General features: G+C 69.0%; 21 protein-coding genes. 5 read left to right on the forward strand and 16 right to left on the reverse strand.

The annotated features are described in order from the left end of the window. The first annotated feature begins 89 nt into the window (after window positions 1-89). Window positions 90-1,460 carry an AI-2E family transporter gene (locus tag AB0M27_RS15210; protein WP_365721724.1) on the forward strand — a complete coding sequence of 457 codons (1,371 nt, stop codon included), beginning with the start codon at window positions 90-92 and terminating at the stop codon, window positions 1,458-1,460. Window positions 1,461-1,481: 21 nt separating this feature from the next. On the opposite strand, the gene AB0M27_RS15215 is transcribed toward AB0M27_RS15210, so the two are convergent. Both AB0M27_RS15215 and AB0M27_RS15220 read right to left on the reverse strand, forming a co-directional pair. Next, window positions 1,482-2,015 carry an alkyl hydroperoxide reductase gene (locus AB0M27_RS15215; RefSeq protein ID WP_365721726.1) on the reverse strand — a complete coding sequence of 178 codons (534 nt, stop codon included), beginning with the start codon at window positions 2,013-2,015 and terminating at the stop codon, window positions 1,482-1,484. Between the two features lie 3 nt (window positions 2,016-2,018). Then, window positions 2,019-2,573, reverse strand: a complete 555-nt coding sequence (locus tag AB0M27_RS15220; protein WP_067047469.1) for a peroxiredoxin — start codon at window positions 2,571-2,573, stop codon at window positions 2,019-2,021. Between the two features lie 139 nt (window positions 2,574-2,712). Here AB0M27_RS15220 and AB0M27_RS15225 point away from each other — a divergent pair, with 139 nt between their 5' ends. After that, entirely contained in the window at window positions 2,713-3,660 is a 948-nt protein-coding gene (locus AB0M27_RS15225; RefSeq protein WP_365721729.1) for a LysR substrate-binding domain-containing protein, read from the forward strand. A 68-nt stretch (window positions 3,661-3,728) separates the two neighbouring features. Here the strand turns inward: AB0M27_RS15225 and AB0M27_RS15230 are convergent, their stop codons facing one another. From AB0M27_RS15230 to AB0M27_RS15250, 5 genes are all read right to left on the reverse strand, one after another. Continuing rightward, window positions 3,729-6,071 carry an FtsX-like permease family protein gene (locus AB0M27_RS15230; protein ID WP_365721731.1) on the reverse strand — a complete coding sequence of 781 codons (2,343 nt, stop codon included), beginning with the start codon at window positions 6,069-6,071 and terminating at the stop codon, window positions 3,729-3,731. Then, window positions 6,068-6,757, reverse strand: coding sequence for an ABC transporter ATP-binding protein (locus AB0M27_RS15235; RefSeq protein WP_365721733.1), 690 nt, complete (start codon window positions 6,755-6,757; stop codon window positions 6,068-6,070). Before AB0M27_RS15235 ends, AB0M27_RS15230 begins: the two co-directional genes overlap by 4 nt. Beyond that, on the reverse strand, window positions 6,754-7,278 hold the full coding sequence (locus AB0M27_RS15240; protein WP_365721735.1) for a PadR family transcriptional regulator: 525 nt from the start codon (window positions 7,276-7,278) through the stop codon (window positions 6,754-6,756). The genes AB0M27_RS15235 and AB0M27_RS15240 overlap by 4 nt, the downstream gene beginning before the upstream one ends. Before the next feature lie 94 nt (window positions 7,279-7,372). After that, window positions 7,373-7,612, reverse strand: a complete 240-nt coding sequence (locus AB0M27_RS15245; protein WP_365721737.1) for a hypothetical protein — start codon at window positions 7,610-7,612, stop codon at window positions 7,373-7,375. Next, a complete protein-coding gene (locus AB0M27_RS15250; protein WP_365721739.1) occupies window positions 7,609-8,535 on the reverse strand; it encodes an SPFH domain-containing protein in 927 nt (308 codons plus the stop codon). Before AB0M27_RS15250 ends, AB0M27_RS15245 begins: the two co-directional genes overlap by 4 nt. 193 nt (window positions 8,536-8,728) lie before the next feature. Here AB0M27_RS15250 and AB0M27_RS15255 point away from each other — a divergent pair, with 193 nt between their 5' ends. Next, a complete protein-coding gene (locus AB0M27_RS15255; RefSeq protein ID WP_365721741.1) occupies window positions 8,729-11,113 on the forward strand; it encodes a transglycosylase domain-containing protein in 2,385 nt (794 codons plus the stop codon). A gap of 84 nt (window positions 11,114-11,197) precedes the next feature. Here the strand turns inward: AB0M27_RS15255 and AB0M27_RS15260 are convergent, their stop codons facing one another. The 8 genes from AB0M27_RS15260 to AB0M27_RS15295 form a co-directional block, all read right to left on the reverse strand. Beyond that, window positions 11,198-11,611: a hypothetical protein gene (locus AB0M27_RS15260; RefSeq protein WP_365721743.1), complete on the reverse strand. Its 414-nt coding sequence runs from the start codon at window positions 11,609-11,611 to the stop codon at window positions 11,198-11,200. Between the two features lie 130 nt (window positions 11,612-11,741). Next, on the reverse strand, window positions 11,742-12,347 hold the full coding sequence (locus tag AB0M27_RS15265; protein ID WP_365721745.1) for a hypothetical protein: 606 nt from the start codon (window positions 12,345-12,347) through the stop codon (window positions 11,742-11,744). Window positions 12,348-12,370: 23 nt separating this feature from the next. Next, entirely contained in the window at window positions 12,371-12,658 is a 288-nt protein-coding gene (locus tag AB0M27_RS15270) for a hypothetical protein (protein WP_365721747.1), read from the reverse strand. A 15-nt stretch (window positions 12,659-12,673) separates the two neighbouring features. Further along, complete coding sequence (locus AB0M27_RS15275) at window positions 12,674-12,859, reverse strand: hypothetical protein (RefSeq protein WP_365721749.1); 186 nt, start codon at window positions 12,857-12,859, stop codon at window positions 12,674-12,676. Window positions 12,860-12,933: 74 nt separating this feature from the next. Then, complete coding sequence (locus tag AB0M27_RS15280) at window positions 12,934-17,337, reverse strand: hypothetical protein (protein ID WP_365721751.1); 4,404 nt, start codon at window positions 17,335-17,337, stop codon at window positions 12,934-12,936. Between the two features lie 543 nt (window positions 17,338-17,880). Then, the gene (locus AB0M27_RS15285; protein WP_365721753.1) at window positions 17,881-20,037 is read right to left on the reverse strand and encodes a SpoIIE family protein phosphatase; all 2,157 of its coding nucleotides are present in this window, start codon (window positions 20,035-20,037) and stop codon (window positions 17,881-17,883) included. Between the two features lie 259 nt (window positions 20,038-20,296). After that, complete coding sequence (locus AB0M27_RS15290) at window positions 20,297-21,004, reverse strand: DUF402 domain-containing protein (RefSeq protein ID WP_365721755.1); 708 nt, start codon at window positions 21,002-21,004, stop codon at window positions 20,297-20,299. 95 nt (window positions 21,005-21,099) lie between these two features. Then, a complete protein-coding gene (locus AB0M27_RS15295) occupies window positions 21,100-22,491 on the reverse strand; it encodes a class II fumarate hydratase (protein ID WP_365721757.1) in 1,392 nt (463 codons plus the stop codon). A 79-nt stretch (window positions 22,492-22,570) separates the two neighbouring features. On the opposite strand from AB0M27_RS15295, the gene AB0M27_RS15300 reads away from it, so the two are divergent. Both AB0M27_RS15300 and AB0M27_RS15305 read left to right on the forward strand, forming a co-directional pair. Next, window positions 22,571-23,371, forward strand: coding sequence for a helix-turn-helix transcriptional regulator (locus AB0M27_RS15300; protein ID WP_365721759.1), 801 nt, complete (start codon window positions 22,571-22,573; stop codon window positions 23,369-23,371). Further along, a complete protein-coding gene (locus tag AB0M27_RS15305; protein WP_365721761.1) occupies window positions 23,364-23,594 on the forward strand; it encodes a DUF397 domain-containing protein in 231 nt (76 codons plus the stop codon). Before AB0M27_RS15300 ends, AB0M27_RS15305 begins: the two co-directional genes overlap by 8 nt. A 651-nt stretch (window positions 23,595-24,245) precedes the next feature. On the opposite strand, the gene AB0M27_RS15310 is transcribed toward AB0M27_RS15305, so the two are convergent. After that, window positions 24,246-25,916, reverse strand: coding sequence for a fumarate hydratase (locus AB0M27_RS15310; RefSeq protein WP_365721763.1), 1,671 nt, complete (start codon window positions 25,914-25,916; stop codon window positions 24,246-24,248). Between the last annotated feature and the right edge of the window lie 74 nt (window positions 25,917-25,990).

Consider the following 25,990-nt stretch of genomic DNA (forward strand, 5'->3'; position numbering starts at 1 on the left):
GGGGCTTTCGCCCTGTACGGTCGTACCCAACGCCTCCGGGGGGAGGAGAGGTGGCGAGCACGCGGGGACGCGGGGGAAGAGGACGGATCATGTCGCGAGTGCCAGGGTGGCTCGGCAGGCTCGGTGCCGGTCTCACCGAGATGAGCGAGCGCCTGGACGAGCGCCGTGCGGAGGTGGAGCGCGAGCACGCCCCGGAATCCTCGGTCACCCCGCCGGCCCCGCCGCAGCCCGCCGCCGACCCGGCCCTCATCGCCGACCCGGCCCCCGTCGCCGAGGCCGCCGTACCGCCCGCCCGTCGGCCCGCACCCGCATCCGCACCCGCGGTCGCCGGCCACCGCCCCGACCCCGCCGAGGCCGTGCCCTGGGGTGTGCGGGTCGCGGCCGAGGCAGGCTGGCGCATGCTGGTCCTCGCCGGCACCCTCTGGATCCTGATGCGGGTCATCAGCGCGATCCAGCTGGTGGTGTTCGCCTTCGTCATCGCCCTGCTCGTCACCGCGCTGCTGCAGCCGACGGTCGCCCGGCTCACCCGCCGCGGAGTGCCGCGCGGCCCGGCCACCGCGCTCACCGCGATCAGCGGGTTCGTCGTCATAGGGCTGATGGGCTGGTTCGTGACCTGGCAGGTCATGGAGAACATCGACACGCTCTCCACCCAGATCCAGTCCGGCATCGACGACCTGCGCGACTGGCTGCTGAAGAGCCCCTTCCACGTCACCGACAAGCAGATCAACCAGATCGCCAAGAACCTCCGCGAGGCGATCGGCGCCAACGCCGACCAGATAACGTCCGCGGGCCTGGAGGGCGTTCAGGTCATCATCGAGACCCTCACCAGCATCCTGCTGGTGTTCTTCTCGACGCTGTTCCTGCTCTACGACGGCAAGCGCATCTGGGAGTGGTTCCTGAGGCTGGTGCCCGCCGCGGCCCGCCCGGGCGTGGCCGGCGCCGGCCCGCGCGCCTGGCGCACCCTGACGGCGTACGTCCGCGGCACGGTCCTGGTCGCCCTGATCGACGCGATCTTCATCGGCATCGGCATCTACTTCCTGGACGTGCCGATGGCCGTCCCGCTGGCCGTCTTCATCTTCCTGTTCTCGTTCATCCCGCTCGTCGGCGCGGTCGCCTCCGGGGCGCTCGCGGTGATCGTGGCGTTGGTCACCCAGGGCGTCTTCACGGCCGTCATGACCCTGGTCGTCGTCCTCGCCGTGCAGCAGATCGAGGGCCACGTCCTGCAGCCGTTCATCCTGGGCCGCGCGGTCCGCGTCCACCCGCTCGCCGTCGTCCTCACGGTCGCGGCCGGCGGCATGGTGGCCGGCATCGGCGGCGCGGTGGTGGCCGTACCGTTGGTGGCGGTGACGAACACGGTGGTCGGGTATCTCCGGCAGTATTCGGAGGAACTCCAGCGGCAGAAGGCCGCTGCGGACGAGCCCCTCGCGGAGAACGCCGAAGACCCCGCCCACCAAGGGTGAGCGGGGCCTTCGCAGAACCGCTTACTCGGCCAGCACGGCCTCTGCGTCGAGGGTGACGCCGACCGCCTGGATCACCGAGGCGATCTTGAACGCCTCCTGGACGACCTCGCGCTCCACGCCCGCCTTGCGCAGCACCTGCTCGTGCGAGTCCAGGCACATGCCGCAGCCGTTGATGGCGGAGACCGCGAACGACCACAGCTCGAAGTCGACCTTCTCCACGCCCGGGTTGCCGATGACGTTCATCCGCAGACCCGCGCGCAGGGTGCCGTACTCGTGGTCGGACAGCAGGTGCCGGGTGCGGTAGAAGACGTTGTTCATCGCCATGACGGCGGCGGCCGACTTGGCGGCCGTGTACGCCTCCGGCGAGAGGTTCGCCTTCGCCTCCGGCTCCAGCTCACGCAGCACGATCGGGGAACGGGAGGCGATGGCGGTCGCCAGCACCGTGCCCCACAGCGCTTGCGCCGGCAGGTCGGAGTTGCCGATGACCGAGCCCAGGTTGAGCTTCAGGTCCTTGGCGTAGTCCGGGACCCGGGACTTCAGCGAGTCGAGCGACATGGGTCACTCACCAGCCAGCAGCGCGACCGGGTCCAGGGTGTTCTCACCCTTGGTCCAGTTGCACGGGCACAGCTCGTCGGTCTGCAGGGCGTCCAGGACCCGCAGGACCTCCTTGGGGTTACGGCCCACGGAACCGGCGGTGACCATGGTGAACTGGATCTCGCGGTTCGGGTCGACGATGAAGACGGCGCGCTGCGCGAAGCCGTCCTCGCCCTCGATGCCCAGGTCGCGCATCAGCTCGTGCTTGGAGTCGGCCATCATCGGGAACGGCAGGTCGGTCAGGTCCGGGTGGTCCTTGCGCCAGGCGTGGTGGACGAACTCGGAGTCACCGGAGAAGCCGAGGATCTGGGCGTCGCGGTCGGCGAACTCGTCGTTCAGCTTCCCGAACGCGGCGATCTCGGTCGGGCAGACGAAGGTGAAGTCCTTCGGCCATGCGAACACGACCAGCCACTTGCCCTCGTAGGACTTGTGGTGGATCTGCTCGAACTCCTTGCCCTTCTCCAGCGAGACGCAGGCGGTCAGTTCGAACTCGGGGAACTTGTCACCGACAGTGAGCACACGCTCTCCTTGCAGCGAGGAAAGGCCCCTTTTGAGGATCTTTCCCATGGGTTGGACGCTCTCGATGTTGGCACAGGGTGCATTGATTAGTGAAATAGCTACACTCGGTCTTGTTGATCGGAGGCGGTTATCAGTGACCATGAGTAACGGCAAGCGGAGGCAACCGAGCCTCGCGCAGCTGCGTGCCTTCGCCGCCGTGGCCGAGCATCTGCACTTCCGGGACGCGGCGGCCGCCATCGGGATGAGCCAGCCCGCCCTGTCGGGCGCGGTCTCGGCACTGGAGGAGACCCTCGGGGTGACCCTCCTCGAGCGTACGACGCGCAAGGTGCTGCTCTCGCCCGCCGGTGAGCGGCTCGCCGTACGGGCGAAGGCGGTGCTGGACGCGGTCGGGGCGCTGCTGGAGGAGGCCGAGGCGGTCCGGGCGCCGTTCACGGGCGTCCTGCGTCTCGGGGTGATCCCCACGGTCGCGCCGTACCTGCTGCCGACCGTGCTGCGGCTGGTCCACGAACGCTATCCGCACCTCGACCTCCAGGTGCACGAGGAGCAGACCGGCAGCCTGATCGACGGCCTGGGCTCCGGCCGTCTCGACCTGCTGTTGCTTGCGGTGCCGCTCGGTGTGCCCGGAGTCGTCGAACTGCCGCTGTTCGACGAGGACTTCGCGCTCGTCACCCCGCTCGACCACTGGCTCGGCGGCCGCGAGGGCATCCCGCGCGAGGCGCTGAGGGAGCTGAACCTGCTGCTCCTGGACGAGGGCCACTGCCTGCGTGACCAGGCCCTCGACATCTGCCGGGAGGCGGGCCGCGCGGACGCCCCGGTGACCACGACGGCCGCCGGCCTGTCCACGCTGGTGCAACTGGTCGCGGGCGGCCTCGGCTGCACCCTGCTGCCGCGTACGGCCCTGAAGCTGGAGACCACCCGCAGCAGCCAGCTCCTCACCGGCTATTTCGCCGAGCCGGCCCCGAGCCGTCGGGTCGCCTTCGCCATGCGCGCGGGCGCGGCCCGGTCCGCCGAGTACGAGGAACTGGCGTCGGCCCTGCGCGGGGCGCTGCGGTCGCTGCCGGTGCGGGTGCTCGACCCGGACGCCTGAGCCCGCCGATCGATGGGCCCCTCCGGGTGAGAGGGGCCCACGGCCGACCGCGCTGCGACGTCGCGCTGCTACTCCGTCCGCAGTCCCTCGGGCCGCATCAGCCGCAACAGCGGCGGCAGGCTCAGCAGCGTGACCGTGACGACCACCGCCGCGCCGGCGCCGGCCATCGACAGCACGCTCGGCCAGTCCACGCTCACCGTCGCACCCACCATCTTCAGCAGCACCCCGCCCAGCGTCAGCCCGACGGCCGAGGCGAGCAGCAGGCCCAGGGCGATGGGGATCGTCGTCTGCCACAGCACCGACATGCTCAGCGTGCGCCGCCGGGTGCCGAAGGCGACCAGCGACGACAGCAGCTTGCGCCGCTCGCGCAATTGCTCCAGCTGGGACACCAGCAGGCTCGCCCCGATCAGCCCCAGCACACAGACGGCGCCGGCGAACGTTCCGGTGCGGATGGAGGTGAACCTGTTCGACTCCTCGGTGGCCGACCACACCATCGCGTCCGCGAGCGGGTCGATCCGCGCCGCCGTGTTGCGGACGTACTCGTGCACGTCCGGCACCGACTCGTCGAGCCTGAGGTACACCCCTCCGTTCAGGGCGCTGCTCATCCGGCCGGACAGCGCGGCCGGTGTCATCAGCAGCCCGCTGTCCTTGGTGCCGTTCGGCCCGGTGACCGCGGGGACCTGCCTCAGCCCGTGCGGCACGGTCCAGACGACGTCCGGTCCGCCGCCCAGGCTGTCGCTCGTGTTGAGGTGGAGCGTGCGGCCCGGCCGGACGAGGTGGTCCACGTCGGAGTCCTGGTCCCCGCCCTTCGCGGCGAAGACGTCCCCGTCGTGGCAGGAGGGCAGCGCGGCCACCTTGCGCAGCGAGGTACAGGTGCCGACGGTGAGGCCCACCGTGCTGTCCGGCCCGTGACCGGGGCTCCAGCGCCGGTCCCCCAGTTCGGTGCTGCCGAGTGTGGTGGCCTCGCGTACGCCCTTGGTCGCCGCGAATTTCTGGGCGGCCGGCACGAAGGGGACGCCCCGCGACAGGTTGACCTGCATCTGAATGCTGTCGGTGTTCTTGCCGGTGGACTTGGTGTAGTCGCCCTGAACGCCCGCGAACAGCATCTGCAGTGCGATCGCCCCGGCCACCGCGACCGCGATGCCGTTCACCACGCGGGCCGCCGAACCGCTGCTCAACTGCAGCCGCCGTACCGCCAGTTGCCAGGCCACCCCGCCCAGGCCTAGCCGGGCCACCACCGCCTCCACGACCCACGGCAGCAGTGCGGTGACGCCGACGAGCAGGAGCAGGACGCCGCCGATCACCAGGTACTCGTTGAAGGTGCCATTGCCGCGGCCCTGGCCGATCATCGGGGCGAGGCACGCCAGTCCGCCCAGCGGCAGCAGCAGCCGCCACCACAGCCGGCGGCGCGCGGGCTTGGCCGTACGGACCACGCCCAGCGGTTCGATGACCACCCCGCGCAGCGCGAACAGCGTGACCAGGACCGCCGCCGCCGGAACGGCGACCGCCACCAGGGCGGCCAGCGCCGGGGAGGGGTTGAGATAGCTGGGGAACACACTGACGTCCATGATCTCGACCGAGGCGGCGAGCTGCCGGCCGAGCAGGAAGAAGGCGGTGCCGAAGACCAGCCCGAGCAGCGATCCGGCGAGCGCCTCGCCCGCCGCGATCCGCCGGGTCATCCGGCTGTCGGAGCCCACCAGCCGCAGCGCGGCCAGCCTGCGGTCGCGCCGCTCGCCGCCGAACCGTACGGCGGTGGCGATGAACACGGCGACCGGCATCAGCAGCACCACGAAGACGACCAGCACCAGCAGGATCAGCACCGGGTCGAGCCCGTCCTGCTGGGACGACTGCGAAGGCCCGAAGCGGGTGATCCGGGCCGTCCGCCACCCGTCGATGCGCGGGGCCAGGTCCTTCGCACCGGCGTAGTAGGCGAGTTCGTGCGAGCCGATGAGCCCGGGCTCGCCGATCGTCCCGACGATCCGGTACGGCAGTCGCTCGCGCAGCAGCTTCCCGTCGGCGGAGTCGAGCAGTTTCTTCAGCGCGGGGGAGACCACCATGTCGCCGGGGGCCGGGTACCTCGCCAGGCCCGGCGCGATCGGTGCTCGCGGCCCCTCCGGTTCCACCAGCCGGCCGCGCACGTCGTCGCCGCGGAATGCGGTGTCGGCGTCGGAGATCACCAGGGTGTTCGCGGCCTTCGGCCGGTGCGGGCCGTAGGTGTAGTCCAGGCGGGCCTGGTCGCGGTCGTGCCGTACCGCCAGCGCGTTCGGGATCGCGGTCGTCAGCAGCAGCAGCGCCACGCCGAGGCCGACACCGACCGCGGTCAGCAGCATCCGGATCCAGCCCTCGCGCCCGCCGGTGAAGGCGAACCGCACGCCCATGCCCAGGTCCCGGCCCCACTGGCGGGCATTCATATGGCCCGCTCCATGTCCCGGGACTTGCCGTCGCGTACGACGATCTCGCGGTCGGAGTAGGCGGCCACCCGGGGCTCGTGCGTGACCAGGACGACGGCCGCGTTGGTGGTGCGGGCCGCGTCGGTCAGCAGCTCCATCACGCGCTCGCCGTTCAGGGAGTCGAGCGCGCCGGTCGGCTCGTCGGCGAACACCACCCGGGGCCCGGTGACCAGCGCCCGCGCCACCGCGACGCGCTGTCCCTGGCCGCCGGAGACCTCACCGGGCCGCTTGTCCCTGAGGTCGTCCACCTCCAGGCGTTCCATCCAGGTGAGCGCGGCCTTCTCGGCCTGCTTGCGGGAGGTGCCGTTCAGCCTGAGCGGCAGCGCCACGTTCTCCACGCAGGTCAACTCGGTTACCAGCTGGCCGAACTGGAAGACGAACCCGAACTCGGAGCGGCGCAGCGCGCTGCGTTCGGCGTCGCTCATGCCGGCCAGTTCGCGGCCGTTGTAGACGATGGACCCGGAGTCGGGCGGCACGATGCCGGCGAGGCAGTGCAGCAGGGTCGACTTGCCGGAGCCGGAGGGGCCCATGACGGCGACGACCTCGCCGGGGTGGATGGAGAACTCGGCACCGTCGAGCGCGACCGTGGGGCCGTAGGCCTTGCGCAGGTTCTCGGCGGTGAGCAGGGAGCCGGCGGGAGGAGTCACTTGGCCACCGTCGCACGGAGCTTGTCGAGGCGCGCGGCGGTCAGTTCCAGCCAGCGCAGATCGGCCTCCAGGTGGAACAGCGCGTGGTCGCAGATCAGCTGGTCCGCGAGGTCGCCCTTGCGCTTGCGGTCGGTCAGGATCCGCATGCTGCGCAGGTGCTCGGCGCGCTGGATGTCGAGGATGACGGCGGCGTCGCGGTGGGTGAGGAGGGCGAGGACGACCTTGGTGTACAGGGTCGACTGCAGGTATTCCTCCGGCTTCTCCGGAGTGCCGAGCCAGCGTTCGACGTCCGTGATGCCGGCGTCGGTGATGGCGTACCGCTTGCGCTCGGGGCCGCCGCCGGCCTCGATCCCGTCGACTTCCACGAGGCCGTGCTTCAGCAGCCGCGACATCGTGGAGTAGACCTGGCCGTAGTGCAGCGGCCGGTCGTGACCGAACTTCTCGTCGAAGGCCCGCTTCAGGTCGTAACCGTGCCGCGGGCCGGACTCCAGGAGTCCCAGGAGGGTGTGACCGATGGACATGCGCAGCACTCTACACACGGTGTATACGCCGCATGTATACGTGGAGTGCGGAGATCATGGCGGGCTGTACGGCGGTCCAGGTGGGAGCCGATTGTCACGGTTCCGAAACAGGCGGCCTGCCCCTGCGCGGCAGCGGCCCGGTGTCCTTCGGCAGCCGTCCCGCCTCCGCCGGCGCCCTGCGCAGAAGGAACTCGGTCTGCGCGTTGGCCGACCGCAGCTCGTCCCCGGCCCAGCGCGCAAGTGCCTCGTACACCGACGGGTCGAGCCTCAGCAGTACTTGCTTGCGCTGCTGAGGCCGACGCTGAGGGGCTGAACCCCCGGAGGGAACCGTCACTGCTGGAGCGTCCCGGAGTTGAGGACCGCCTGCGGGGCCCGGGCGCCGCACAGCACCACGACCAGGTTGGACACCATCGCCGCCTCGCGCTCCGCGTCCAGTTCCACGATGTCCTCCCCCACTGCCCCAAGGGCGTGGGAGGTACCCCCATCCGCGATGCGGCCGAGCGCCGCCTCGACCATGCCGACCGCGCCGTCCACGACCTGCCGCCGCGCGGCCACGACCGCACCGGGATGCTGCCGCTGGAGCGTCGCCGAGGCGATCTCGGGAGCGTACGCGAGATGCGTGAAGCGCGACTCGACGATCCGCACTCCGGCGGCCTCCACCCGCGCCTGCAGCTCGAGTGCCAGCTTGTCGGTGATCTCCTCGGCGTTGCCGCGCAGCGACGGGCCCTCCTCGTCGTGGGCGTCGTAGGGGGACTCGATCGCGATGTGACGTACGGCCGTCTCGGTTTGCGTGGCGACGAACTCGGCGTAGTCGTCCACCTCGAGGACGGCCTGCGCGATGCCCTGGACCTTCCACACCACGACCGTGACCGGCTCGATCGGGTTGCCGTAGGCGTCGTTGACCTTCAGGACCGCGGTCTCGCGGTTGCGCACCCGGGCGGAGATCCGGGTCCGCGAGGTGAAGGGGTTGACCCAGCGCAGGCCGTCCTGCCGGAGCGTGCCCCGGTAGCGCCCGAAGAGCTGGACGACCCGGGCCTCGCCGGGCGCGACGGTGTTCAGCCCGCGCAGCGAGATGGCCGCGGCGAGGAAGACGACGAGCCCGGCGACGATGAGCCCGGCCTTGGCGCCGGAGGCGGAGACGGCCGAGGCGGCGGCGAGCAGCGCGGCCGTGGAGCCGAGCCCGAGCAGGCTGAGCAGCAGGGCGAGTCCGCCGCCGATGCTGTTCGCGGTGAACTCCCGTACCTGTGGCGCGGGCATCTCGGGTACGTCTAGCTAGGTGATAGCACTTTTGCGGTCGGAAGCAACCTCGTGACCTCCAGAACCGTCGGTTCCCTTGGAAACAGGTGCTGATTGTCACGTCCGTAAAAGAGCGGATCGGACGACCTTTGTCATATAGACGGGTGTTAGCTTTCGGAGTTGACCCCGAGACGGAAGCGGAGCGAAGGAACCCATGGGACGAGCGGAAGAGAGACGAGCGCGACAGCGCGGTGGCCACCGCGCGGCCCCCAGGCGCCGCCGCTCCGCCCCCGCAGGCGGCCCCGCGCCCGCCCCCGCACCCGGCGGCAGCGCCGGGCCCGCCCCGGGCCGCAGATCCGCCGGCAAGGCCACGAAGCCGCCCAAGGGCCGAATACGCCAGCTCTTCACCTGGAAGAAGATCCTCGGGACGTTCTTCGGGCTGTGCCTGCTGGTGATCGCGGCTTTCATCGGGCTGTACATGTACGTGGACATCCCTGAGGGGAACGCCGACGCCCAGCTGCAGAGCAACATCTACAAGTACAGCGACGGCACGATGCTCGCCCGCACCGGCCAACTCAACCGTGAGAGCGTCGACCTGGCCGACGTCCCCAAGGACGTCCAGCGCACCTTCGTCGCGGCCGAGAACAAGACCTTCTACCACGACGTCGGCGTCGACCTGAAGGGCACTGCCCGCGGTGTACTCAACACCCTCATGGGGCGCGGCACCCAGGGCGGTTCCACGATCACCCAGCAGTACGTCAAGAACTACTACCTAGACCAGAACCAGACTGTCTCGCGCAAGCTGCAGGAACTGGTCATCTCGCTGAAGCTGGACCGCCAGAAGTCCAAGGACTACATCCTCGCGGGGTACATCAACACCAGCTACTACGGCCGCGGCGCCTACGGCATCCAGGCCGCGGCACAGGCGTACTACCGCAAGGACGCCAAGGAACTCACGGTGCAGGAGGGCGCCTATCTCGCCGCGCTGCTCCAGGCGCCGAACCAGTACGACTGGGCCCTCGCGAGCGACACCGGCAAGCGGCTGGCGAAGGCCCGCTGGAACTACGTCCTGGACAACATGGTCAAGCAGCACTGGCTGGACGCGGGCAAGCGCCAGACCATGCAGTTCCCGACACCGGAGGCGCCCAAGGCGGCGCCCGGTATGAAGGGACAGACCGGCTACCTGGTGGACGCGGCCAACGCGGCGCTGGAGAAGCAGCTGGTCGCCCAGGGTCAGGCCGCCACACTCGGGGACGCGGAGGCCCAGGTGCGAAAGGGCGGCTGGACCATCACGCTCAACATCGACCGGAACAAGCAGCACCAGCTGGAGCAGGCCGTCAAGGAACAGCTGACCGGCCAGCTGAACCCGAAGAAGCGCTCCGTCGACGCCAACGTCCAGCCCGGTGCCGTGTCCGTCGACCCGAAGACGGGCAAGGTCCTCGCCATGTACGGCGGCGCGGACTACTTCAAGCACTTCCGCAACAACGCGACACGTACCGACTACCAGCCCGCCTCCACCTTCAAGCCGGTGATCCTGGCCGCTGCGCTGGCCGAGGGCGCCCAGACGCAGGACGGCCAGCCCATCACGGCGAACACGATCTACGACGGCACCAGCGGCCGCCAGGTCGTGGACCACGGCAGCAAGGTCGGCTTCGGCCCGCCGAACGAGGACCACACCGACTACGGCCCCATCACCGTCCAGAAGGCCATGAACCAGTCCGTCAACTCCGTCTTCGCGCAGATGGGCGTCGACGTGGGCATGCACAAGGTGATGGACGTCGCCGGCAAGCTCGGTATGGACACCAAGGGCATGGAGGCGGTGCCCGCGCAGACGCTGGGCTCCATGGGCGCGAGCCCGCTGGAGATGGCCGGCATCTACGCGACCCTCGACAACCACGGCAAGAAGGTCACCCCGGCGATCATCAAGTCGGCCGACCACAAGGACCGCACCGTCGACATCCCGGACCCGATCGGCGACCAGGTGATCCCCGAAGAGGCCGCCGACACGGTCACCTCCGTACTCACCGGCGTGGTCGACGACGGTACGGCCAGCCAGTCGGTGGCGGACAACCCGGCCCGCGACGGCCAGCAGGTCGCCGGCAAGACGGGTACGTCCGACAACAACAAGTCGGCCTGGTTCACCGGCTACACGCCTGGCCTCGTCACGTCCGTCGGCCTGTTCGGCGAGGATTCCAAGACTCACGCGCAGGTGCCGCTGACGGGCGCGGCCGGCAAGCTCGACACCTTGGGCCGCCCCGCCCGTATCAACGGCGGCGGCTACCCGGCGAAAATCTGGGCCGCCTACACCTTCGAGGCGATGGACGGCGTCAGCAGGTTCGACCTGAACACCACGCAGGGCGCGGCGATCCCGCCGACCGTGCCGCCGTCGCATTCCCAGACGCCGTCCAGCACGCCGTCGCACACGGCGACCAGCAAGGCGCCCGAGCCGTCGCACTCGCCGACCCGGAAGCCCACGCACAAGCCGACCGAGCCGCCGACGACCCAGCCACCCACGCAGCCCACGACCCAGCCTCCGACGACCCAGCCTCCGACGGACCCCGTCACGCCCGAGGACCCGCTCGACCCCGGCAACCAGTAGCAGACATGAGGGAGGGGCGCCCGGTGACCACCGGGCGCCCCTCGCATTCTCGACGGTGCTGTCGATCCGCCGTGCCGCGGTGTCTCAGGCGGTGACGTTGGCGTTGACGGGGCCGCATGTCCCCCAGAGCATCCCGCCGGTGGCGGTGCCCTTCCAGTCACCCAGGCATGCCTGGATCGCCAGGGGCTGGCCCTCGGCGAATTCGAGGTCGACCACCCGGGTCGTGCCGTGGCCGTTACGGTTCCAGTAATAGTAGAACGAACTGGCGACGTTGATCACGCCGACGGCGGAGTGGCCGTCCCCACATGTGTCGTTCACGTCAAAGATCTCGCCGTAGGACTGAAAGTCGACCACGGCGCCGTTGTCGCAGTTCGAGCCGTCGGCGGGATAGGAGTGCGCAAGGTAGCTGTCGTGGCCGGCCGCATTGGCGGGGGCCGAGGTCAGGCACACCAGGGCGAGTGCGGAGGCTGCTACGGCAGCGCGTGCTGCAAGGCGCATATCTGCATCACTTTCTTTTTGGTGAATTGACTGGCGAATGTTAGTTCGATTTTGATCTTAAATGTCAATTTCCTTGGATGCAAGGGAATTGAGCACGACATGACCGGTGAGTGGTTGGCGATGATGGGACTCACGGGCACTTTTTGGCCGCATACAGTTTCATCTGCATCTTTGCGTCGAAAGCTGTGCCGGACTCCGGGTTCTGTGCGCAGACGCGCCAGCTCGCGAACGGTTTGGCGGACGCCATCGGCACTGGATTGCCGAAATCGGAAGACCTGGACACTTTCAGTCGATCTGGGAAGTAGCCGGTGTTCAACGCTTTCAGTAGGGACTCGTCCACCCGCGCTCCGGTGAGCTTCGGAACTTTGGGTGCGGTGACCCTGGCGTGCAGTCGAACGGGACACTTCTCCGTCTTGGGCGACGCATAGATGTCCACCGCCTGCATTTTGGGGTCGGCCACCTGGAAGCAGGTCACAAACGCCTTGGCCTCGGCGGGATATATGTACCGGTCGAGGGACGTGGCGTCCTTCAGTGAGAACCCCTTTCCGTTGTCGGCGACTTTTTTCATGGTCGTCAGCAGGTTTTCCCCGTCAGGTGCGCGCATCACGTGCTGAGGACCGCCGGGCCGGCTGCCGGCTCCCTCTGTGCCCCCGCCTCCGCCCCGGTCGCATGCCGTGCCGAGCATCGTGAACGCCGCCACCGCGGAAATTCCGATCGCGCGCTGAAAGTTCTTCATTCCCTCTCCTGAGAATCTCCCGCTCACAGGCGACGCGTCCGCCAGGCGTGGCGAGGCTTTTCGAGCATGCCGGTCGCTTCTGCGATCACCCGGACGGCGGAGGTGTACACCGCCGCTTCAAAGAAGTCGCTCACCATGAACCGGGTGGTGTACCGGAATGCCGTTCCGAAGAAGACCGCCACGGCGCAGCAGTAGAGGGCTGCCCCAAAGCCACGCCGCCGGTTGAGCGGGTAGACCAGCAGCGGAATCACCGGCCATGCGTAGGCTGCGCACAGGAACACGATGGACAGCGCCATGATGAGGAGTTTCATCTGTTCCCCTGATCTCTACCAGGTGCCGGATTCGTACATGCCGGCGATGGTGAGGACACCTGCGGGAAAGAAGATGAGAGCCGTCGCGAACAGCCATCCCATTTTCCAGGACGTCTTGTCGGCGACTTTCACGCACAGAATCACGACCAGTGTCACATAGAGGAACAGCGGGATGAATATGAAGCTGAGGCCTGATCCCATGCTGTCTCTCCCTTGCTGCGGCCCCGGGGCCGAACCGAGTCAGGAACAGCCCCGGGGAATTGGATCACCCGTTGTCAGGGTGTCAGGTTGTCAGTGAACTTCGTGCCCGAGTCGTCGCAGTGAACGACGCTTGTTGGGCGGTTGCCAGGGCCGTCTCCGTAGACGGGAACCGGCGGCTGGACGTTCCAGGGATTACCGCCGCTTCCACGGTCTGAGGCGTCGCAGGTACCGTAGGCGTTTCCCTTTTCGAGCGGAACGGGGACGTTCGAGAAGTCCCTCCAGTCCCCTCCCCTGATTCTGGTGCTCGAGAGGTGTCCCAGGTTGTCGGTCATCTTGTCGTCGATGTACAGGTACAGATCGGGCATGTAGCTCTGGTAGACGATGCCGTTTGAGGGTGTGGCGTCACGGTCGTCCTGTTGGTGGGTCGGCTTGACGCTGCCGTCGGCGCAGAACGCGGCGGCGATGTCCTGCCAGATAGGCGGAGCGTTGCCGATCAACGAGCCCCACATGTTTTTGTTCCAGTCGCCGGAGTTCTTGAAGAACATCGAGTAGATGTCTCCGGCGAACTGGCGCACGCCGTAGTTGGTGTCGGGGCTGGCGTTGATCTTGTCGACCCATGCCTTGACGTTGTCGTTGACGTACTTGTGGCCGATCATGGCCCGGTAGCCGTGTACGCCGCCGCCGATCGCCCGGAAGTCCACGCACGTGTGGTCCGCGTTCAGGCGTGCACCCCGGAAGTGCGGGAAGTAGGCCTGCCCCGGTGTGTCACCGTCCGTGTAGGGGTGGGACGTCATGACGTTGCCGTATTCGAGCGCGTCCTGGGTGGTGTAGTCGATGTTCGGCTTCGGGATCCCGTAGTCGGCTTCGATGCCCTTCATGATGCTGGTCACGAAGGTGGGGAGGTGGGCGTTGCCGACACGAACCCTGTAGTTCGAGCCCTCACTGCCCGGAATGATCTTCCCGTTGCCATCGGTGACGAAGGTCACGACGACATCGCTCTTGATCTTGTAGCTGTTGTTCCCCTGGTATGCCTGGCTCGCGGGCAGCGACGGATTGGGCCGCTGATTGGCCATGCCCATCCACACCGGGATCGACATGGCCGGTGCCGAGCCGTCGGCATTCGGTGTATAACCGCCGGCCTTGATGTCATCGGCCCAGATCTTGGCCGCGTCCCAGGTCTTCTGGCCGGTGCAGTCCTCGGTCAATCGGTCCGTGCACCGAGGCCAGGAGATGAGGCCTTCCGTGCGCACCGACGGGTCGTCGTTGTCCCACAGGTGGCCTTCGTCGGCGCGGCCCAGTGCCCACTCGTACAGCGACTTCATCGAGCGCAGGGGGGTGTCGACCTCGGTGGACACCGGGAAGTTCTGGTTGAGCTCCTGGTTCGGGTCGAAGACCGCGGCCGCGGTCAGGGTGCGCCGGACGAACGTGCCCTTGACGGGCTGGAAGGCCATGGCGCCGAAGGCGATGTCGTCGTCGCCGGTGCCGTCGGACGTGAAGTTCGACAGGGTCACGCTCGGGGTGGAGGTGAACTTGTAGGCGCCCAGGGACACCCACTTGCCGTTGTTGCCGTTCTGGTCGACGTAGCGGTCGTAGGGACCACCGGACGCCCCGTTGATGACATAGTGCGCCAGCTTGGTCTGGGCGCCGGTGTCGGGGATGTAGGCCCAGACCTGGGCCAGGTCCATCTTCTCGCCGAGCGTCCACTGGGCGTCGATGTTCATCAGGCCGTCGGGGCCGCCGAGATGGTCCTCGTCGCGGGTGTGGGTGTACCAGTAGTGACCGCCGTAGCCGCCGCCGATCTGGTGCAGGTCGGCTCTCGCCTCGTAGTGGGTCCCCAGCGTGTCCGGGTTGAACGTGAACTGGAAGGTGCCGGACGAGGTGGCCTGGCCGCAGTCGCCCCATGTCTCGGTGGTGTTCGGGACGGTGGCGACGACATGCGAGCCGGTCGGTTCACTGGAGCAGACGGCCGCACCGTTCTTGAGGCGGTAGCCACGCCCCGGCTCCGGGATCTCCGTCTGGTACTTGATCAGCTCGTGCCCGCACTCGGTGGCGCAGTTCTTCTTCCACGCCACATTGGGCTTGTTGAACCAGAACTGCTTGTAACAGTTTTCCGTGCCGCAGTTCGGCGGCTTGGTCGGGTCACAGTTGTTGGCGCTGTTGCAGAAGGTGACCAGTGGCGGCGAGACCTGGCTGCGCGCGGGCGTGGTGTTCCACCAGGCCGGCCGGAAGCCCGCCGAGGAGAATCCGGGGTCGCCCTTCCAGTCCTGGCGGCCGCTTGTGGCGTAGGAGTAGCCGGTGTCGATGGACCAGGCGGCCCAGCCCATCACCTTCTCCTCGTACGGCCAGTCCTGCGGGTGTGCGGCGTCGTGGTTGGCCTCGGTGCCGTCCACGTCGGTGTCCATGAAGGGGTGGCCCCAGCTGTTCTTGTAGATGGGGTTGGCCGGGTTGTTGTACCAGCCGAGCCCCCAGTGCCCGTCGTTCTTCGAGGCGTCGGAGGGCGGGTTGAAGCCGAGGTTGTAGTTCCAGACCGCGGTGAACCAGTTCTCGACGTAGGCGGGGTCGTCGTTGTTGACGGTGATCTTCTGGCCGTCCTTGTGGACCTCGTTCCACTTGTCGGCGAGGATCTTCAACGAGGCGGCGATGTTCGTCGCGTAGTCGACGGCGACGGCCATCTGCAGAGCCGGCTTCAGGCTGGTCTCATGCGGCTTCTCGTGTCCGGCCAGGCGCATCCCGTCGGTGACTTGTCCCACGCCGTACCCGCAGTCGGATTTGTCCCAGTTGATGCTCCAGTACGACTCAGGGTTCCCCGGGTCGATCTTGTGCCCGTAGTAGCCGTCGACCGCCGCCAGCGGACTGCCCATCTGGCCGGGAATGGCACCGGATTCGGCCTGCCACAGGTTGGACTCCTGGGCCATGATGCCGAGCATCACGTTGGCCGGGATCCGCGCGTCCTTCGGCCCGGTCAGGGTGGGCGCGGGGAACAGGCCCTGCGGGTCGATATTGCTCATGCCGGTCTGGTTGCGGTACCCGCCCTGCCGGATGGAGCCGGCGTGCAGTTGGCCGCGTACGGCCATGTCGACGGCCCACTCGACCTGGTTGGGCGTGGGCTGAAGGGCCTGCGCCTTGACGTCGTTGCGGGAGATGGCGCACCAGCGGTCGGGGTCGGTGGGGTCGTGCGACACGTTCGCACCCCCGATCCGCCTCAGCCGCGTGTGCTTGCCCGCGCCCGTGCGGGGTGTGCCGCCGGAGGTGAGGGCGGGCGACAAGCCGTCGTCGCCGGCGGAGTTCGTGACGGCGGTGACCTTCTGGCTGATCTTCTCGCCGGTGGTGGTGGCGGTGGAGGTAACCGTCACCGGCGTGTCCGCCGCAAGGGTACCGGGCGCCTGTGCCGGAGTGTCCTGCGCGGCGGGTTCGGTCTTGCTGAAACCCTTGCCGGCGTTCTTGACCCGCTCGATTCCCGCCCGGACACCGGGAGTGAGGACGGGGTCGACGGCCAGCCGCCCCTGACTGGAGATGTCCGTGCCAGCCGGGGCGTTGACGCGGGTGATCCCGCTGCCCGCGGTGTCGGAGGTGTGGGCGGGATGGCCGGTGAGGAACACCTGCTCGGCCCCGCCGCGCTTCAGGTCGAGGTCGCCGAGCCTGCCGCTGGCGATCGTGGCGGCCGCGTCGCCGTTTCCGCCCCACACCCTGGCACGCGCCTTCCTGGCGCCGTCGCGTTCGACGAAGGCGACCTTTCCGCCCTTGACCGGGTGGAGGTCGAAGGCCACCCCGCTCGTGGTGAGCAGATTGCTGACCTTGCCGGAGCGGTCGAGGTGGACCAGTTGGCGGCCAAGGGCGGCGACCGCGCCGTCCTTGATCGGGACGGCGCTGGTGATCTCGCCCTTCGCCGCGGCTTTGATGACGGTCTTGCCGGCGGTGTTCACCGTCACGACGCGGGTCATGGTCCTGGCCGCGTCGTTCATGTCCCGGAACGCGGTGAACGCCGCGGTGTGCGTGCCCGGATCACACGACGGGTCGAAGTACGCCAGCGATGCGGTGAACGACAGCTTCGTCACCTGGCCGGTGCCGAGGTTCACGACCGCCGCGAAGGCGCCGCCCTGCATCAGGTCCGGCTTGTTCGTGAACGTGCGCGGTGCGTACACGGCAGCAACATGGTCATGGTCCATGACGCACTGGTTGCCGATCCAGGAATCCGCGGGCATGCCCGGCTCCGAGAGTACCGCCGCGGTCTTCCACTCGTACGCCTTCGTGCTGTCGGCGACCAGGATGTGCAAGCCGTCGCTGTCGGCCGCGGCCGTGACGGCGCGGTCCCCGGAGGTCCGCCATCCCTTTCCGAGCTTGTGGTCGGGGTTGCTGACACCTCCGTGCCGTGCCGACTCGCCCGTGCTTGCACTGGAGTTCGACTTGGGGGCGGCGGTGGCGGGCACGGTTTGCAGCAGCCCGCCGGTGAGGGCGGCCGAAGTCACCGTAGCGGCCACGGAAATGAGTGTTCGTCTTCTATGTCTCAAGAGAGACTTTCCCCGTTTCTCGTTGAGTGGGTTCCCCCGCCTGGACGACCAGGCACGGGTGGGCCTGCCCGCCCCGGGGAAGTGGTCAGGGGGTGGGCAGGAGACCTTTGGGGGGCGTCAGCGAAAGAGGGCGTCCAGGACCGACGAATTACCGATTCTTCTGAGACGCAACTCGATCCCCCACGTGCCAATGCGTACGGATGGGGGCGACACGGAGTGCACTGTGCGGGAGTCCCCCTGGATGTTCACGCGCTCAGGAGGTCGGAGTGGTCGAGTCCGGGTCACTGATCGCGAGGTTACCTTAAGCGAGGCATGGACACGCCAGGCGAGGGCTTAAACGATGCATGGCTGGAAGCCTCGTGGCGTGAAACACCGGCAGGCGGCCCGAGGGCGACTCAAGTCAGCGGTGAGACTGTGGGGTTGCTGTGATCAACGGGTGGGGCGGCCAAGCGGTGATCTTGGCAAAAGTGGCTGGTTTTCACCGCTCACGGTCCGTTCCCGCCCTGGCGGCCATCAGTCCCGCGGTGCTGCGTAAGCGACCTCGAACCACACCACCTTGCCGGTGCTCAGCCGGGTGGCGCCCCAGCGCCGGGCCAGCCTGTTGACCAGGTACAGGCCGCGCCCGCCCTCGTCCGTGGCCCGGGCCTGCCGAAGGCGCGGCAGTTGCGGCACGTCGTCGCCGACCTCGCAGCGCAGCACGTCCGTGCGCAGCAGACGCAGCGTCACCGGCCGGGAGGCGTACCGTACGGCGTTCGTCACGACCTCGCTGACCAGCAGCTCCACCGAGTCCGACAGATCCTCCAGGTCCCAGCGGGCGAGCGCGCGCCGAACCAGCCGGCGGGCCTGGCCGGGGGCCGTCTCCTCCGGATCCAGCTGCCAGTACGCCACATCGCTCGGCGCGATCCCGTCGAAGCGGGCCGCCAGCAGCGCGATGTCGTCGTCCCGGTCGCCCGGCCCGAGCATGTCCAGCACTTCGTCGCACAGGGCTTCCAGGGGCGGCGGATGGTCCGGGCCGGTCAACTGGGCGGTCGCGGCGAGCTTTTCACGCAGCTGCTCTATGCCGGTCCACACGTCCCGCAGCCGGGACTCCACCAGCCCGTCGGTGTAGAGGAGCAGCGTGGCCCCGGCGGGCGCGTCCAGCTCGACGGCCTCGAAGTCGACCCCGCCGACCCCGATGGGCGCGCCCGGTGGCACCCGCAGCACCTCGGCCCGGCCGCCCAGGTGCAGCAGCACGGGCGGCGGATGGCCGGCGTTGGCGATGGTGATGCGGTGCGTCACCGGGTCGTAGACGGCGTACAGGCAGGTCGCCATGCGGTCCGTGCCGAGCCGCTGCGCCTGCTCGTCCAGGTGGTGCAGCACCTCCTGCGGCGGCAGATCGAGCCCGGCCAGCGTCTGCGCGGTGGTGCGCAGCTGGCCCATGATCGCCGCCGACGTCATGGAGTGGCCCATGACGTCACCGACGACCAGCGCGACCCGGCTGCCGGGCAGCGGGATCGCGTCGTACCAGTCGCCGCCCACCCGCGCGGTCTCCGCCGCCGGCAGATACCGGGAGGCGAGCCGCACACCGGTCGGGCGGGGCAGGGTCTCGGGCAGCATGGTGCGCTGCAGCTCGTCGGCGATGTAGGCCTCGCGGCCGTACAGCACCGCCTTGTCGATGCCCAGCGCGCTGTGCGTGGCCAGCTGGGCGGCCACCAGCAGGTCGTCGGCCTCGAACGCGAGCCGCTCCGGGCGGCGCAGGAACAGGGCCGCGCCGATCACCCGGCGCCGGCCGCGCAGCGGCGCGAGGATCGCGTGCTGCCCGGACGGTACGACCGTCTCGGCGCACTCGCCGAGCAGTTCGGGCAGCGCGGCCCGGGCGGCGGGCGACTCGGCGAACACCGGCCGCACCCCGCGCAGCACCTCGTTCAGCGCGCCGCCCGGGCGCACCTCGCACAGCTCGGTGGTGAGCGACGACAGCTCGGCCAGCGCGCTCGGTTCCGGCTCGGGGTCGAACGCGGGCGGCAGCAGCACACCGTCGGTGTCCCGGTCCTCCGGTATCCGGTCGGTACGGCGCAGCCGCAGCACCACCGGTCCGGTGGGCCGCTCGTCGCCGACCGGCAGCGGGTCGCGCAGATAGACCAGGATCGCGTCCGAGAAGGTCGGCACGGTCGCCCGGCACAGCCCCATCACGATCTCGTCCAGGTCCAGTCCGCGCGCGATCCGCCGGGTGGCCGCGCCCACGAATCTCAGCCGGTCGCCGTCGCGCCGCATCGGCATCGGCCGGCCCGGCGGCAGGCCGCGCCCGGTACGGCGCTCCTGACCGCCCGGTGCCCGCTCCTGCTCGGCGCCGGGCTGCGGCGGGATGGCCTCCGGCGCGGGGCGCGACGGGGTGGCCTCCGGCGCGGGACGCGGGCGGTGTGCACCGGGTTCGGTGGTGGCGGGCTGGGAGTGCTCGGGGCCGTTGACTGGGGGCTCCTTCCCCTTGCCGACCGGGGGCTGAATCCCCTTGCCGTCCTTTCCCTGGCCACAGGGCCTGGCTGTGCCCGGTCCGGAGGACGTCCCCTCCGCCCGGGCGGCCTGCACCGGTAAGGCCGGGGTGGCGGCAGGCTCCGGGGTACGCAGGAGCGCCCCGCGGCCCTCCGCGGGGTCGGCGCCCTGGCGGCGCTCGAAGGAGGTGGGCTGCTCCGTCACGCGTGTCGCATCCATCCGTACGGCACTGCGCGTCGGGCGCGCAGTTGCTCCCGCAGAAGTCCCGATACCCGCAATACGTGCCCCAGGAACGGAATTCCCGCGTGGTCAGAGGTGGTTCCTGTGCGCTGGTGCCCCTCGCTCACGTGCTGCCGCCCCTCGATGACGTTCGGTCAAGCCCGGCACATGCTCCGGGAGTTGCACTTCTGCGCCCTTGCGGAGGACGATCCTACGTTTCTTGCCCGGGGGCGCATCAAGGGTCTCATGAGGACACGCGCGCGGGCGTACGGTCCCAGTCCTCGGGGAGAGAAGGTACCGTCCAGGACGCATCCGGGCGCCAGTCGTGCCAGCCGTCCGAGAACGGCGGTCCCCAGGCCTCGATCACCTCGACCGCGTCCCGCCCGGCCGCCCGGACCCGTTCGGCCGTGGCCGCGGCCATCAGCCCGTCCCGCTGGGCCTGCGCGAACTCGTCCTCGTCGCGCCAGTGCCAGCTGCGGTCGGGGTGCACGGAGATGTCCAGGAAGTAGTCCTCGGAGTCCACCCCGCCCGACCAACGGGCCAAGGGCTGCTCCAGGTTGACGTACCAGTTCTTGAACCGCCAGCCCGGCTCCCAGAACAGCCACACCGACCAGGGCCGGCCGGGCTGCGCCAGCTTCAGCACCCCGGTGCCGAACCAGCGGTCCCGCTGCACCGAGCGCGGCTTGGTGTAGCGGGACTGAAGCGGCTCCAGATGCACGGGCGTGCCGTCGGCGAGGACCGGCTTCACACACTCGGTACCGGGGGCCAACCACACGGCGAGCAGTTCGGCGTCGTCCCGGACGACGGTGACGGGCCGGGCGATGTGGATGCGCTCGCCGGCGTTCTGCCGGTAGCGCCACAGGACCTGGGTCCCCGGGGCCCAGTGGGCCGCAGGTCCCGTGTCTCCCGTGTCCGCCGTGTCCACGCGCGTCATCGCTCCGTCGTCCGTCATGGAGAGATTTTAGGTGCCGTAGGCATACGACGCTGCGGTGCACGTCACGGTTCCGGCCGGTCCCGTGGTGGGTGACCGGAAGTGTTCGCTCGCGGTTACGGGTGCGTCATCCGCAGGACGTCCAGGGCCTCGTCGAGCTGTTCCAGGGTCAGGTCGCCACGCTCGACGTACCCGCTGTCCAGCACGACCTCCCGGATCGTCTTCCGCTCGGCGAGGGACTTCTTGGCGACCTTCGCGGCCTGCTCGTAGCCGATGTACTTGTTCAGCGGGGTGACGACGGACGGAGACGACTCCGCGTACTCCCGGGTCCGTTCCCGGTCGGCGGTGATGCCGTCGATCGTCCGGTCGGCCAGCAGCCGGGAGACGTTGCCGAGCAGCCGGATCGACTCCAGCACGTTCTTGGCGATGACCGGAAGCATGACGTTCAGCTCGAAGTTCCCTGCTGCGCCGGCGGTGGCGATGGTGGCGTCGTTGCCGATGACCTGGGCGGCGACCATCAAGACCGCCTCCGGGATTACGGGGTTGACCTTGCCCGGCATGATGGACGACCCCGGCTGGAGGTCGGGCAGGCGGATCTCGGCGAGCCCGGTGCGCGGCCCGGAGGACATCCAGCGCAGATCGTTGGCGATCTTCGTCAGCCCGACCGCGATGGTCCTGAGCTGCCCGCTGGCCTCCACGATCCCGTCCCGGGCACCCTGCGCCTCGAAGTGGTCGCGGGCCTCGGTCAGCGGCAGCCCGGTGACCCGGGCGACCTCCTGGATGACGGCGGCGGAGAAGCCGGGCGGGGTGTTGATACCGGTGCCGACGGCGGTGCCGCCGAGGGGGAGTTCGGCGAGCCGGGGGAGGGAGGCCTTCAGCCGCTCGACGCCGTAACGGATCTGGGCCGCGTATCCGCCGAACTCCTGGCCGAGCGTCACGGGGGTGGCGTCCATGAGGTGAGTCCGCCCGGACTTCACGACGTCGGCGAACTCCTCCGACTTGCGGGTCAGGGAGGCGGTGAGACGGTCGAGGGCGGGGATCAGGTCGTGGGTGACGGCGGCGGTGGCGGCGATGTGGATGGAGGAGGGGAAGACGTCGTTGGAGGACTGGGAGGCGTTGACGTGGTCGTTCGGGTGCACGTCACGGCCGAGCCGCTCGGTGGCCAGGGTGGCGATGACCTCGTTGGTGTTCATGTTGGAGGAGGTGCCGGAGCCGGTCTGGAAGACGTCGATGGGGAAGTGCTCGTCCCACTTGCCCTCGGCGACCTCGGCTGCCGCCTCCTGGATCGCCTCGGCGACCTCCTTGTCGAGCACACCGAGCTGCGCGTTCACCTTGGCGGCGGCGCCCTTGATGCGCGCGAGGGCCTCGATGTGGGCGCGTTCGATGCGCTGGCCGGAGATGGGGAAGTTCTCGACGGCGCGTTGCGTCTGGGCCCGCCACTTCGCGGTGGCGGGGACGCGGACCTCGCCCATGGAGTCGTGCTCGATGCGGTAGTCGCTGTCGCTCATGGCAGCTATAGCGATCGGGCACGCCTGATTGTTCCCGTTCGTTACGCTTAGTGAGGGATCGGGTGCAGGGAGGTACCTCGTGGGGACGGCGTACGGCGACTGGCTCCGGCAGCAGCGGGAGGCGGCGGGGCTGACACAGCAGCAACTGGCAGAGGCGGCGATCATGTCGCGGACGCACATCGCGCATATCGAGGCTGGGAGGAGGGTGCCGTCGGAGGAGGATGCGCGGAGGTTGGACAGAGTGCTCGGCACGAAGGGGGCGTTGACGAGCTTTCGGCCGGGGAATGAGCGGAGGCCGGTGGCACCGCATTTCGAGGCTGCTTTGGCGTTGGAGCAACAGGCGTCGATGATCAGGGAGTTCGCGCTGTCGTTCGTGCCTGGGATTCTTCAGACGGAGGCGTACGCGCATGCAGTTTTCCGGGATACGTCCTTCCCGCCACTTGTCGGGGAGGAGCGTGCGCAAGCCGTTGCCACACGGCTCGATCGGGCGCGGGTACTTGAGAACCCGCGCACGCCGATGGTCTGGGCACTGCTCGACGAGGTCGTGTTGCGGCGACAGATCGGCGGGCCGGCAGTGATGGCAGGTCAGCTCGAACACCTCGGACGGTTGGTCGAGGGTGAGCGGATCCGGCTGTACATCGTGCCGATGGGGCACGGAGGGCACCCGCTCCTCGGCGGCATGGTCACGCTGATGTGGTTCGAGGATCAGCCTCCGGCGGCCTATGAGGAAGGTGCCTTCGCGGGCACGCTGCACGACGAACCGGCCCTGGTCGAGCGCATTCAGGGCGCCTACGATCTCGTGCTTGGAGATGCCCTGCCGCAGAAGGAGTCGCTGGCTCTTATGCGGTCGATCGCGAAGGAATGCGGCCACCATGACTGAGCAGCACATCATTCCCGACGCCTCCACGCTCAAGGGCTGGCGCAAGTCGTCGTACAGCGGCGGGAACGAGGGCAGCTGCCTCGAAGTGCTCGACCACCACCACGCCCATGGCCTCCCCGTCCGCGACTCCAAGGCCCCGCAGGGCCCGGCGCTGGTCTTCGGCCGGTCGGCATGGTCGTCGTTCGTTTCCGCGGTGCGGGAGTCGGAGTTGGGCGGGGCGTGAGGCGCCCTGAGCTGTGACGTGACCGTTGGGCCGCTCGCTTCTTGGCCAGTGTCGTGCTTCCGCGAGATGCGTCAAAGGCGCTACGCGCCGGCTTCGCCGATGGCCCTCCGGGCCACCCTCGGGACCCACATCCGCCTCACCCACCACCGTCAGCCGGAGATCGGCAGATTTGTGCCAGGGGCGCGCGCCTCGGCACAGCGCAGGTCAGAGGCGTGGTCAAGGTGGATGGCCGGCACAAACCCGCCAATCATCCGTTCCATGTGATCCCAGGGCTGATGTGACACCCAGCGGCGAACCCCACCCAGCCACCGCCCGCAAGTCCCACCACCGGCTGTTACCCGCTAGGCCCAGCCGGCGTGCAGGTGAGGCGCCTGCGCGCGCTCCACCACCGGCCGCCACCCGCCAATCCGCCCCGGCGTGCAGGCGAGGCGCGACTGCGCACCGCCACCCACCGGCCGCAAGCCGCTGAACCAGCCCGGGGCGCGGGCGAGACCCGTTCGCGCCCCCGCGGACAAGGGCGCGAACGCAGCTGACCCAAGGGCCCAACCCCGGCAAGGTGCCCGCTTTCCCCGGGTCGCGGAAGCACGACACCGGCGAAGAAGCGGGCGGCCCCAACAGTCACTTGGAGCCGCCGGGCAACAGGGACAGGCCTTACGCCAGCCCGGGACCCCGCACGGGGATCGAGGTGAACGTCGGCTGAGGGGCAGGGTCGGTGAAGAAGTCGTTGCCCTTGTCGTCCACGACGACGAACGCCGGGAAGTCCTCGACCTCGATCTTCCAGACGGCCTCCATGCCCAGCTCCTCGTACTCCAGGACCTCGACCTTCTTGATGCAGTCCTGGGCGAGACGGGCGGCCGGGCCGCCGATGGAGCCGAGGTAGAAGCCGCCGTGGGCGTTGCACGCGTCGGTGACCTGCTTCGAGCGGTTGCCCTTGGCGAGCATCACCTTGGAGCCGCCCGCCGCCTGGAACTGCTCCACGTAGGAGTCCATACGGCCGGCCGTCGTCGGGCCGAAGGAACCGGAGGCGTAGCCCTCGGGGGTCTTCGCCGGGCCCGCGTAGTACACGGGGTGGTCCTTCAGGTACTGCGGCATCTCCTCGCCCGCGTCCAGCCGCTCCTTGATCTTGGCGTGCGCGATGTCACGGGCGACGACCAGCGGGCCGGTGAGGGAGAGGCGGGTCTTGACCGGGTACTTCGTCAGCTCGGCGAGGATCGTGTCCATCGGCTGGTTCAGGTCGATCTTGACCACGTCGCCGTCCGACTCGAGGTGCTCGTCCGTCGTCTCCGGCAGGAAGCGCGCCGGGTCGGTCTCCAGCTGCTCCAGGAAGACGCCCTCGGCGGTGATCTTCGCGACGGCCTGGCGGTCGGCCGAGCAGGAGACGGCGATGGCGACCGGGCAGGACGCGCCGTGGCGGGGGAGGCGGACGACCCGGACGTCGTGGCAGAAGTACTTGCCGCCGAACTGCGCGCCGATGCCGATCTTCTGCGTCAGCTCGAAGACCTTCTCCTCGAGGTCCTTGTCGCGGAAGCCGTGGCCGAGCTCCGAACCCTCCGCCGGGATCTCGTCCAGGTAGTGCGCGGAGGCGTACTTCGCGGTCTTCAGCGCGTACTCGGCGCTGGTGCCGCCGACGACGATCGCCAGGTGGTACGGCGGGCAGGCGGCCGTACCGAGCGAACGGATCTTCTCCTCCAGGAACTTCATCATGGAGGCCTCGTTCAGGACGGCCTTCGTCTCCTGGTAGAGGAAGGACTTGTTGGCGCTGCCGCCGCCCTTCGCCATGAACAGGAACTTGTAGGCTCCGCCGTCCGTCGCGTACAGCTCGATCTGGGCCGGCAGGTTGGAGCCGGTGTTCTTCTCCTCCCACATGGTGAGCGGAGCCATCTGCGAGTAGCGCAGGTTGAGCTTGGTGTAGGCGTCGTAGATGCCGCGGCTCAGCGCCGCCTCGTCGCCGCCCTCCGTCAGGACGTTCTGCCCGCGCTTGCCCATGACGATCGCCGTGCCGGTGTCCTGGCACATCGGGAGCACGCCGGCCGCCGCGATGTTCGCGTTCTTCAGCAGGTCCAGGGCGACGAACTTGTCGTTGCTGGACGCCTCCGGGTCGTCGATGATCCGGCGCAGCTGGGCGAGGTGGGCGGGGCGCAGGTAGTGCTGGATGTCGTGGATGGCCTCCTCGGCCAGCTTGCGCAGCGCCTCCGGCTCCACTTTGAGGAACGTCCGCCCGTCCGGGCCCTCGACGGTGGAGACGCCCTCGGACGTCACCAGCCGGTACGGGGTGGTGTCCTCTCCCTGGGGGAGCAGATCGGTGTACGCGAACTCAGGCATCTCAGCCCATTCCTCACTCTGACGGACGGCGCCCGCCGACGCTGGCGGGCCTCACCAGCGTAGAACCTGCCGCC

Origin of the sequence: Streptomyces sp. NPDC052107, from assembly GCF_040680215.1 — a bacterium.
Classification (GTDB): domain Bacteria; phylum Actinomycetota; class Actinomycetes; order Streptomycetales; family Streptomycetaceae; genus Streptomyces.